Below are 12,347 nucleotides of genomic sequence, written 5' to 3'. Positions count from 1 at the left end.
CCAAAAATTTATATGGTCCATTGCCAGTGGGCCCCAAAATAATTATTAATATCACACTTTGTGTTAGACAAGGTGATTTAGAGGATGTAACCAATTTTGAAAAACTGTTAATTTTATGGGAATTCGTAAAATATATTCTAATACAATAACATATGTTACAAAAATGAAATTGCGATAGCGAGCGAAGTACATGGTAAAATTGGTACACCATTCCTAGAGAATGGGAGCGTAACTTTAAATGCAAAATGTAATTCTACAAACACTTTGACGTACAAAAACCATGGAATTTTAGATTATGTGGAAACGGTTTAATCTATTATTATGCTCCCGCATACTATTGCCTATATAACGGTATTATTAGATGTGAAAATCAAAGAGGGAGTCTTCACTCATAACTTGGAGAATGATTACCCTTAGTTCAATATAAGGTAATGAATAAAAGCAGGCAAAGTTAGACATATTGGAGATATTCATAAATTCAAAGCTCTTCTATAATTACTGATGATCCAGACTACTATTCAGCTAACCGAGGATGGAATTTTTTAATGAGAATACTGTAACATTTTAAATGTGTTATTTGAATATACGGACATAAAATTAGAAGGGTTTTTTTGAAAAAGTTTAACTATAAAACCCAATATATTATCACTTGAGCAGAAATCTACAAAAAAATGGATTAATTTAATAATGTGCATACCTCAAGTTTAATTTATAAAATACACTTGAGGTATGTATCCATATAGTTCTTTAAACTATTAATATGCTTATTTATTATATAGAATGTCTTCCGAATGAAACAGCAAACACGAAAATAATATTATAGCATCAATATTAAAAGTAACTTTTTTGGATATATATGAGCAGTTGATTTCAACAAAGACTTTTTCCGTTACTATATAGAAACCCATATTTATGTTGATAGCATAAAGACTATTGAAGGGAGCTTGCTTTAGATCAATTTTATAACGGATCGAGTAAGAAACCTTGATAGACACATCAAGAAAAATAAAATTTTTCTTATGAATTAAAATAAAAACAGTTCGAAATATATACCCGAATTACAATTATATTTATTGAATCTAATTCTTAATAACTTATTATAACAATGGAGTGAATTTGATTGTCATTTATAAAAAATAGTAAGATAGGCACTAAATTAAACGGATTGATAACGATATCTATCGTCGCTTGTATAACCCTTTCCACAATAGGTTTTTTTTGTTTAGCAGAAAGTAAGAATGCTTCAACTAACATGTACGAAAATAATTTATTGTCAATCCAACATATTGGATCTGTAGAAGCGAATATTTTCCATGTTAATATGAATTTAATGGAGATGATGATATCAAAAGATGAAAAAAGAAGTAAAGAATTACTGGCGGAGATCAACGATGCTCGAAAAGAAAATGATAAGTTATTAAAACAATTTGAGTCTAAAATTAGTTCTAACAAAGAATTAAAATTGTATAAAGATTTTTACGGATTATTTGATGAATTAAGAATACAAATAAAAAAAATACAAGATATAAACTTATCCAATAATGAAGACTTATTTACATATTATTTAAAAGAGATTGAACCAAATATTAAAAAGGCAATAGAATCTATCCAGGAACTTATTAGATATAACAAAAATAATGCACAACAGTTACAGAAATCTAATATCAGCAGTATAAAAAATACAATGACATTGTTTATTAGCATATCAGTTTTAGCAATAATAATTGTTACTTTAATCGGTTATTTTATTAAACGTGCAATCAAGCAACCAATCATATTATTACAACAAGACATGGAAAAAGTATCTGCAGGTAATTTAACAATACGCACTTCTTATGAATCTAATAATGAATTAGGACATATAGTACACTCTTTTAACAATATGTTAGATAATCTACAACAACTAATAGGAAATGTAAAGAGTACAGCCAACGAGGTTATTTCTTCTACAGAAGGTATGTTAAAAAACACAAAAAAAGCATCTTATCTATCAAATGAAGTTGTTCAAAATATTTCTGAAGTAAATACCAAAATAGAAGGACAATTTATAAGTATCCAAGAGAATTCATCATCATTAAAAGAAATTGCTACCGGAGTTCAAACTATCGCTGAATCATCAAAAATGGTTACTGAAATGTCCGTTGAAACAACTGAACATGTAAATTCAGGCAGTGAAGAAATAAAACAATCCATCCTTCAAATGAATAGTGTACATGCAGTAGTTGAAGAAACCTCTATAGTAATAGATACACTTGTTACACGCACGCAGCAAATTGATAAAGCCCTAGATGCAATTACTAATATTGCAGACCAAACTAATCTTTTAGCATTAAACGCTGCAATTGAAGCTGCACGTGCTGGTGAAAATGGGAAAGGATTTGCAGTGGTTGCAGAAGAAGTAAGGGATTTGGCAGAAAAATCTAAAGAGTTCGCTAATGAAATAAATCATTTAATCAAAAATATTCTACAAGATACAAAAGCTACAGTTGATGTAATGCAAAGGGGGAAACAAAAAGCAATAGAAGGAAAAGAAGCCGCTCAGAAGGCAAACCAAGTATTCTTTTCTGTTGTAAAGGATATTGATAAGATTTCTAGTCAAATGCAAGAGGTATGTGCAGCAACAGAAGAAATGTCTGCTGGAACAGATGAAGTGAATATATCATTGTCAACAGTTTCTAAAACAGCAGCACAAGTAGCTAATGGGACAAGTCATGCTGCACAGTCAATCCAAGAACAGGCAATCTCAATTGAGGATATTGCCAATCAATCTAACAAAGTAAAGGGAAAAGTAGAAGAATTGGTACAGTTAGTTTCACAATTCACTATAGAGGGACATGGAAAGAAGGATTAAATTATATAACGTAACTTTCACTTGACTTAGTAAAACATGTATTGGTGCAAAAAATGGTTCTATTGTGAATTTTTAAGAGATAAAATTTAGGTATGATTGCTAGTGATTTTTGCAATTTATCATACGTAGAAAAAACGAAGTTTGGTCTTTATAAACTTCGTTTTTTTTTATATAGAATGAACGGTTTAAATGCCCTTTAAGGAAAGTGAAGCATGACGAATACTTTAAAATCCTAAGAATTTTGCAACACGTCTTTTTATATTTCTATGCCAATGGTCTTGCTCGATGTTCGCGTTCCTTTCGAAATTGGAAGCCTAGTGTATGACCATTATTACCAATTGGACAATCTAAAAGCTACATTCTCTGTTTTCCTTTATATAGGACCTTTTAATTTCTAAAATGATAATTGTATAAAAAGAATTAATGTTATTTAAGATGTTGAAATATTGTTAAATCTACAATTTTCGCGTTACTTAAAAATAAATTATATTAAGCAACATTATTTGGTGTCTTTAAAGTTTTTTGATTATTGAATGATATTAAGTATAAAAACAGAAAGAAGGGATGAATTTGGATAATAACTCCTTGTTAATAGTATGCTTTAAAAATCATGAAAACTAAAATTGTAGTATTTTTCTCCATAACATCCATAATTTTTTTCATAGTATTCACTTATGTATATAATCAGAAATTACCTAATCATAAGTATCCACAATGGGGTGAATTTCTAAAATATATTTCTTAAACAAGATAGAGGAGTAAGTTTAAGACGGATATTAAATTAATTGAAATTGGACATATTTAGAGTATAGAAAAACTGCTGAGGAGGAAATTATATGAATATTCGAGAAAGTGAATTGCCGGGCATCGGTTATAAATTTCATATTGTCACAAAAGATAATAATAAAATGGTAATCGTGATTCATGATGATGGACGTAGAGAAATGTATCATTTTGATACAGACCACGAAGAAAGTATCTCAAGTGTCTCTTTGTGTGATTCAGAGGCAAGAAAGCTCGCAGCAATATTAGGAGGAATGGTATATAAACCTCAAGCTTTAGAAACAATTGAAATGGCATTTGAAGGAATAACAATTGAATGGTTTAAAGTTGAAAATAAAGCTCTTGCCATTGAAAAAACAATAGGTCAGCTTGAAATAAGAAAAATATACAATGTAACTGTTATAGCCATTATAAGAGAAAACATGAAAAAATTATTTAACCCAGGACCAGAATCTGTTATCGAGAAGGGGGATATGTTAGTAGTCTCTGGAGAAAGAAACGAAGTTAAAAAACTTATTAATGAATTACTTTCAAATAGAGGAGACTGACTAGATGGATACTTTAATTTTTGAAGTTGGTACAGCTCTAATTTTAGTAGCAATTGCAGCAGTAGTCGCTGGAAGGCTTAAATTTTCAATTATTCCTTTTTTAATTGTTCTGGGGATGTTAGTTGGCCCACACGCTCCGGTAATAGGTGTAATCGATTTTAGATTTATAGAAAGTGAAAGTGTAATCTCTTTCTTGGGAAGGATAGGAGTACTTTTTCTTCTATTTTACCTAGGATTAGAATTTTCAATGAAAAAGCTAATTAAATCTGGTCGTTCTATCGCGATTGGTGGAACAATCTATATTTTGATTAATTTTTCGTTGGGGTTACTATATGGATTTTTGATGAGATTCCCTTTATTAGAAACTTTGATTATAGCGGGGGTTATTACAATTTCTTCTAGTGCTATTGTTGCAAAAGTACTAGTTGATTTAAAAAGAACAGGGAATAAAGAAACGGAGCTAATTTTAGGAATTATCATGTTTGAAGATATATTCCTTGCTGTATATTTATCAGTGGTTTCTGGCTTAGTCCTTGGTGATCATGCTTCATTCTTAGGTGCTCTTACCTCAATTGGTATAGCTTTGGGATATATGCTCTTATTCTTTATTGTAGCTAGATGGGCTACTCCGTTATTAAATAAATTGTTGAATATTAGTTCAGATGAAATTTTTATTATAGTAGTATTTTCTTCTTTATTCTTTATCGCTGGTTTTTCTGAAACAATTCATGTTGCGGAAGCAATCGGAGCACTTCTGTTAGGTTTAGTTTTTTCTGAAACAGAGCATAGTGATCGAATTGAACATCTTGTTGTTCCATTTAGAGACTTTTTTGGAGCTATCTTCTTCTTTAGCTTCGGTTTAGGTATAGATCCGTTTTCGTTAGGTGGAGCGATATGGCTAACGTTAGGTGCTGTACTACTGACAATCATTGGGAACTTTGTAGCAGGGATGATTGCAGGAAGGCAAGCTGGATTATCTCATAAAGCATCGACAAATATTGGGTTAACAATCGTGTCAAGGGGGGAGTTTTCAATTATTATGGCTAATATTGGTATGGCGGGTGGTTTAATGTCAGTATTGAAACCGTTCTCAGCACTATATGTACTTATCCTATCTATTTTAGGGCCACTCTTTACTAAAGAATCGAGAAAAATATATAAATTTTTAAATAAAATATTTAAGTGGGATAAAAAATCTGCTTAAATTTAGGGAAATAAAATCTTTTTAATTACTTGCATTTTTATTGTAGAGTTTCTGTAGTTTGCATGAATTGAGGGATTGAATTCCTTGTGTTAATTAACATATATATCGATTTGAAATAAAAAAGGAGCTAAAAGGATTTAATCAACTGTTAGCTCCTTTTAGCTCCTTTTTAGGTATATCGAAAAAAAATCAAATCATACATCACGAAAAGAAGTTTTTAAGAACCATTCCTAAAATTTCAAGGCATTTTAGATGTTTTATGTGGAAAAGCATGGTTAACTTCATCAATAGGTGAAAATATCTATGCTTTTTTATTTCAGGACAGAGATATACTGTACTCATAAATATAGAAATATGTATTTAAGAAAGATTGAAAGCGTATTAAATAATCTGATAGGAGATGTAGCTATATGACAGTATTCAATGTTAAAGAAATTAATAAAATACCTTTTGAAAGTAATATCATTCCAAAAGGAAACCGTAACCGTCCTGCATATACCATGAATCCAAGATATATCACAATTCACACCACTGCAAACCAAAATGCAGGTGCAGATGCAAGAGCGCATGCTAGATATGTTAACAATGGTGGTGGATCATCTGGTGTATCCTGGCATTTTACGGTAGACGATCATCGGATTGTACAGCACTTACCACTAAATGAGAATGGTTGGCATGCCGGAGACGGGAATGGAGCGGGTAATCGCTCGTCTATCGGCATTGAAATTTGTGAAAATCGTGATGGTAATTTTGAAAAAGCCTTAACCCATGCTGCGGGTCTCGTTAAGTTTCTCATGGCTCACCTTGGATTAAAGATTGGGAACGTAGTTTCCCATCAACATTGGAGTGGAAAGAACTGTCCACGTCCGATATTTAATCGACCAGGTGGATTTGAGGGTTTCAAGAGGATGATTGAAGATAGTCTAAACGATATGGTTGTAGAGAATCATAACAAGGATGCGGGTACACAAGGATTAGGAATTGCTTACATGGAAGGTGTAAATATTAACCTTCGCAGAGGACCTAGCACGAGTAGTGATGTAATTCGTAAATTGAACAAACCTGAATCTTATATTGTTTGGGAAGAACGTGAGGGCTGGCTGAACCTAGGTAATTCATGGGTGAAATATGACTCTTCCTATATTTACTTTGCCCGTAGACAAACGAGTAATATTGGTAAATTAGTTGTTGTAGATACAAACGAATTATGGGTCTATGGTTCTGCTAATTGGAATGATAAGATTAAGACTGTAAAAAAAGGGGAAGCATTTACAATTCAAGATGAATTGCAGGTAAATGGTTCTAACATGTATAAGTGTAAGTATTTCTACATTACCGCAAATTCTCAATTTGTATATGTAAAATAGGAAAAGTGGATTTTATATATAAGTATAAAAAGTAATAAGACTTTAAAATAAGTTAACGGAATACAAACCCTTAATGCATTGGTTAAACATTGTAAAGTCTAAAGCATGGATAATGGGCGAGAAGTAAGTAGATTGTTAACACCCTGGGTCAAAAATTGATATTTAGTAAAATTAGTTGCACTTTGTGCATTTTTTCATAAGATGAGTCATATGTTTTAAATTGTAGTAATGAAAAACAGTATTATATCATAATGAATTGGTATCTTAATAAAAGAGATGGAGGTAACTTATGGATAACAATCCGAACATCAATGAATGCATTCCTTATAATTGTTTAAGTAACCCTGAAGTAGAAGTATTAGGTGGAGAAAGAATAGAAACTGGTTACACCCCATGCCCATCAACTTAAGGATAGAAACTCTACGGTTTTCCATTAATTGAAATGAACAAACTTTTAAACAGTATAATCCTCTTAAAAATGAGCATACGAAATAAACCCTAACGGGTTTCATTTTTTTCTTATGCAGCTTTCTTTTGTTTTCTCAATCCATTATACTCATAGACAACACCCATAATATCAAAGATAGTTTTCTTCTCATATCGATGGGATTTCCGGCCATTTTTCTTTAGTAGGGTAAACAGGCGGATTAAAACCTTTGTTATTATACGGGTGTTTCTCTGTATCGCTTGATATAACAGGGATAGATGATCTTGAATCATCCCAATTGCTTTATATTCGCTTAGTTCTCTTTTGTGCTTTTGCAACAGAAGTTGGCGCATCTTAAACATCGTGGAAGAACATATAAAAATGGCAATGAGTTTTCCATACACATGGCATTCTAATCGCTCTTGTTTGATAGTTTGCCAATGATGAATTTGAAATAGAGATTTCCACGTTTTAAATATGATTTCGATCTGCCAGCGGAGGGAGTAAAAATCATGGATTTGTTCCATCGGAACCACTTCCCAAGGCGTATTCGTAACATATATGTTGATACCCGTTAATCGTTTACTCTTTTCTGAAAATGTAATCCCCTTTTTACTTTCGGTATAGCTTTGTTTTTTTCTACGTTCCAGTATTTGTTCCTCTGTTAATCGGTAGATAATTACTCTTGTAAATAATCTTTGATTCTTGCCAATATACGACTCTTTTATTTCATACGTTTGTCCTGGTTTTAACGTGTGCATAATGTTCTCTAAATCAACTTGGATATACTGTGACTGTTTTTTGATTGTCCCATTTCGAAAGTATTCTGGAAATGGATTTTTCGTATAGACGGTATGGTTTAACTTAAGTCTTGATATATAGCACACGCCACGTTGATCCATTTGATCTAAGTCTTCCAATGAAAAATATCCTAAATCACGAATACACAGATCACCCGGCCGTAAGGTATCTAAGCAATCTGTTCCAAATGTTTTATCATTATTTTTTCCAGGACCTACCTGGAAGTTTAAAAACTGTCCGCTGTGTAAGTCATATTCTAATTGAATCTTGATACCTGCAGTTTGTGCACAACCACCTGACCCAGGATATACATGTGCTAAATGTTTCGGTACTTGGAAAATCGTCGCATCTAAAATACGGATTCGTTGAAAATACGTGAGTGCTGCACTTGAAATGGCTGATGTTTTACAAAGTTTACTTTTCCATAATGCAGAAAAAATATATTTCAAAAATTCAACCGCTTTTTTATCAAAGCGTTTATTGAGTCCTTCTGGACTCATAAGAGTGCCTGTGGCGGCGTGTAATTGACTGCATAGTCGAACGAGAGAATCACTCGCTGTACGTTGACTGACCCAGATACATATGGTAGCTAATTCATTTCCTGAAAACTTTCGTTTTCTTTTTACAAAACCTAATTCTTTAGCGAGTTCTTCCAAAAGAGAAGGGGTTAAATGACGATACAGCTCTTCAGAAAATAGTTGTAATTCATCTTGAATTGAAAGATTCATAAAAAATGTCATCCTTTCTAGCTAGCTTTTTAGAAAGAATAACGTTTTTTGACACTTGGGGGTAGTGCAAATTCTTAAGTTGATGGGCATGTGGTTACACCCCAATCGATATTTCCTTGTCGCTAACGCAATTTCTTTTGAGTGAATTTGTTCCCGGTGCTGGATTTGTGTTAGGACTAGTTGATATAATATGGGGAATTTTTGGTCCCTCTCAATGGGACGCATTTCTTGTACAAATTGAACAGTTAATTAACCAAAGAATAGAAGAATTCGCTAGGAACCAAGCCATTTCTAGATTAGAAGGACTAAGCAATCTTTATCAAATTTACGCAGAATCTTTTAGAGAGTGGGAAGCAGATCCTACTAATCCAGCATTAAGAGAAGAGATGCGTATTCAATTCAATGACATGAACAGTGCCCTTACAACCGCTATTCCTCTTTTTGCAGTTCAAAATTATCAAGTTCCTCTTTTATCAGTATATGTTCAAGCTGCAAATTTACATTTATCAGTTTTGAGAGATGTTTCAGTGTTTGGACAAAGGTGGGGATTTGATGCCGCGACTATCAATAGTCGTTATAATGATTTAACTAGGCTTATTGGCAACTATACAGATTATGCTGTGCGCTGGTACAATACGGGATTAGAGCGTGTATGGGGACCGGATTCTAGAGATTGGGTAAGGTATAATCAATTTAGAAGAGAGCTAACACTTACTGTATTAGATATCGTTGCTCTATTCTCAAATTATGATAGTCGAAGGTATCCAATTCGAACAGTTTCCCAATTAACAAGAGAAATTTATACGAACCCAGTATTAGAAAATTTTGATGGTAGTTTTCGTGGAATGGCTCAGAGAATAGAACAGAATATTAGGCAACCACATCTTATGGATATCCTTAATAGTATAACCATTTATACTGATGTGCATAGAGGCTTTAATTATTGGTCAGGGCATCAAATAACAGCTTCTCCTGTAGGGTTTTCAGGACCAGAATTCGCATTCCCTTTATTTGGGAATGCGGGGAATGCAGCTCCACCCGTACTTGTCTCATTAACTGGTTTGGGGATTTTTAGAACATTATCTTCACCTTTATATAGAAGAATTATACTTGGTTCAGGCCCAAATAATCAGGAACTGTTTGTCCTTGATGGAACGGAGTTTTCTTTTGCCTCCCTAACGACCAACTTGCCTTCCACTATATATAGACAAAGGGGTACAGTCGATTCACTAGATGTAATACCGCCACAGGATAATAGTGTACCACCTCGTGCGGGATTTAGCCATCGATTGAGTCATGTTACAATGCTGAGCCAAGCAGCTGGAGCAGTTTACACCTTGAGAGCTCCAACGTTTTCTTGGCAGCATCGCAGTGCTGAATTTAATAATATAATTCCTTCATCACAAATTACACAAATACCTTTAACAAAATCTACTAATCTTGGCTCTGGAACTTCTGTCGTTAAAGGACCAGGATTTACAGGAGGAGATATTCTTCGAAGAACTTCACCTGGCCAGATTTCAACCTTAAGAGTAAATATTACTGCACCATTATCACAAAGATATCGGGTAAGAATTCGCTACGCTTCTACTACAAATTTACAATTCCATACATCAATTGACGGAAGACCTATTAATCAGGGTAATTTTTCAGCAACTATGAGTAGTGGGAGTAATTTACAGTCCGGAAGCTTTAGGACTGTAGGTTTTACTACTCCGTTTAACTTTTCAAATGGATCAAGTGTATTTACGTTAAGTGCTCATGTCTTCAATTCAGGCAATGAAGTTTATATAGATCGAATTGAATTTGTTCCGGCAGAAGTAACCTTTGAGGCAGAATATGATTTAGAAAGAGCACAAAAGGCGGTGAATGAGCTGTTTACTTCTTCCAATCAAATCGGGTTAAAAACAGATGTGACGGATTATCATATTGATCAAGTATCCAATTTAGTTGAGTGTTTATCAGATGAATTTTGTCTGGATGAAAAACAAGAATTGTCCGAGAAAGTCAAACATGCGAAGCGACTTAGTGATGAGCGGAATTTACTTCAAGATCCAAACTTCAGAGGGATCAATAGACAACTAGACCGTGGCTGGAGAGGAAGTACGGATATTACCATCCAAGGAGGCGATGACGTATTCAAAGAGAATTACGTTACGCTATTGGGTACCTTTGATGAGTGCTATCCAACGTATTTATATCAAAAAATAGATGAGTCGAAATTAAAAGCCTATACCCGTTATCAATTAAGAGGGTATATCGAAGATAGTCAAGACTTAGAAATCTATTTAATTCGCTACAATGCAAAACATGAAACAGTAAATGTGCCAGGTACGGGTTCCTTATGGCCGCTTTCAGCCCAAAGTCCAATCGGAAAGTGTGGAGAGCCGAATCGATGCGCGCCACACCTTGAATGGAATCCTGACTTAGATTGTTCGTGTAGGGATGGAGAAAAGTGTGCCCATCATTCGCATCATTTCTCCTTAGACATTGATGTAGGATGTACAGACTTAAATGAGGACCTAGGTGTATGGGTGATCTTTAAGATTAAGACGCAAGATGGGCACGCAAGACTAGGGAATCTAGAGTTTCTCGAAGAGAAACCATTAGTAGGAGAAGCGCTAGCTCGTGTGAAAAGAGCGGAGAAAAAATGGAGAGACAAACGTGAAAAATTGGAATGGGAAACAAATATCGTTTATAAAGAGGCAAAAGAATCTGTAGATGCTTTATTTGTAAACTCTCAATATGATCAATTACAAGCGGATACGAATATTGCCATGATTCATGCGGCAGATAAACGTGTTCATAGCATTCGAGAAGCTTATCTGCCTGAGCTGTCTGTGATTCCGGGTGTCAATGCGGCTATTTTTGAAGAATTAGAAGGGCGTATTTTCACTGCATTCTCCCTATATGATGCGAGAAATGTCATTAAAAATGGTGATTTTAATAATGGCTTATCCTGCTGGAACGTGAAAGGGCATGTAGATGTAGAAGAACAAAACAACCAACGTTCGGTCCTTGTTGTTCCGGAATGGGAAGCAGAAGTGTCACAAGAAGTTCGTGTCTGTCCGGGTCGTGGCTATATCCTTCGTGTCACAGCGTACAAGGAGGGATATGGAGAAGGTTGCGTAACCATTCATGAGATCGAGAACAATACAGACGAACTGAAGTTTAGCAACTGCGTAGAAGAGGAAATCTATCCAAATAACACGGTAACGTGTAATGATTATACTGTAAATCAAGAAGAATACGGAGGTGCGTACACTTCTCGTAATCGAGGATATAACGAAGCTCCTTCCGTACCAGCTGATTATGCGTCAGTCTATGAAGAAAAATCGTATACAGATGGACGAAGAGAGAATCCTTGTGAATTTAACAGAGGGTATAGGGATTACACGCCACTACCAGTTGGTTATGTGACAAAAGAATTAGAATACTTCCCAGAAACCGATAAGGTATGGATTGAGATTGGAGAAACGGAAGGAACATTTATCGTGGACAGCGTGGAATTACTCCTTATGGAGGAATAGTCTCATGCAAACTCAGGTTTAAATATCGTTTTCAAATCAATTGTCCAAGAGCAGCATTACAAATAGATAAGTAATTTGTTGTAATGAAAAACGGACATCACCTCCATT

6 protein-coding genes are annotated in these 12,347 nt (G+C 34.1%); 5 read left to right on the top strand and 1 reads right to left on the bottom strand.

All coding sequences use genetic code 11. The features are described from left to right. Window positions 1–1,120: 1,120 nt before the first annotated feature. The 4 genes from QCI79_RS32315 to QCI79_RS32300 all read left to right on the top strand — a co-directional run bounded on the left by QCI79_RS32315 (window position 1,121) and on the right by QCI79_RS32300 (window position 6,753). A complete protein-coding gene (locus QCI79_RS32315) occupies window positions 1,121–2,851 on the top strand; it encodes a methyl-accepting chemotaxis protein (protein WP_016090221.1) in 1,731 nt (576 codons plus the stop codon). Window positions 2,852–3,687: 836 nt separating this feature from the next. After that, window positions 3,688–4,182 (top strand): cation:proton antiporter regulatory subunit, encoded by a 495-nt coding sequence (locus QCI79_RS32310; RefSeq protein ID WP_001026061.1) that lies wholly within the window; start codon window positions 3,688–3,690, stop codon window positions 4,180–4,182. 4 nt (window positions 4,183–4,186) lie between these two features. Then, window positions 4,187–5,386, top strand: a complete 1,200-nt coding sequence (locus QCI79_RS32305) for a cation:proton antiporter (protein ID WP_000380161.1) — start codon at window positions 4,187–4,189, stop codon at window positions 5,384–5,386. Between the two features lie 410 nt (window positions 5,387–5,796). Further along, on the top strand, window positions 5,797–6,753 hold the full coding sequence (locus QCI79_RS32300; protein ID WP_000215668.1) for an N-acetylmuramoyl-L-alanine amidase: 957 nt from the start codon (window positions 5,797–5,799) through the stop codon (window positions 6,751–6,753). Between the two features lie 519 nt (window positions 6,754–7,272). Here QCI79_RS32300 and QCI79_RS32295 read toward each other — a convergent pair. Beyond that, on the bottom strand, window positions 7,273–8,709 hold the full coding sequence (locus tag QCI79_RS32295; RefSeq protein ID WP_001053969.1) for an IS4-like element IS231C family transposase: 1,437 nt from the start codon (window positions 8,707–8,709) through the stop codon (window positions 7,273–7,275). 104 nt (window positions 8,710–8,813) lie between these two features. Here QCI79_RS32295 and QCI79_RS32290 point away from each other — a divergent pair, with 104 nt between their 5' ends. Next, window positions 8,814–12,239, top strand: a complete 3,426-nt coding sequence (locus tag QCI79_RS32290; protein WP_228410762.1) for an insecticidal delta-endotoxin Cry8Ea1 family protein — start codon at window positions 8,814–8,816, stop codon at window positions 12,237–12,239. The last annotated feature ends 108 nt before the right edge of the window (window positions 12,240–12,347 follow it).

The organism is Bacillus cereus group sp. MG1 (assembly GCF_040460035.1).
In the GTDB taxonomy this organism is placed as follows: Bacteria; Bacillota; Bacilli; order Bacillales; family Bacillaceae_G; genus Bacillus_A; species Bacillus_A cereus.
This window is presented reverse-complemented; position numbering and strand designations above follow the sequence as displayed.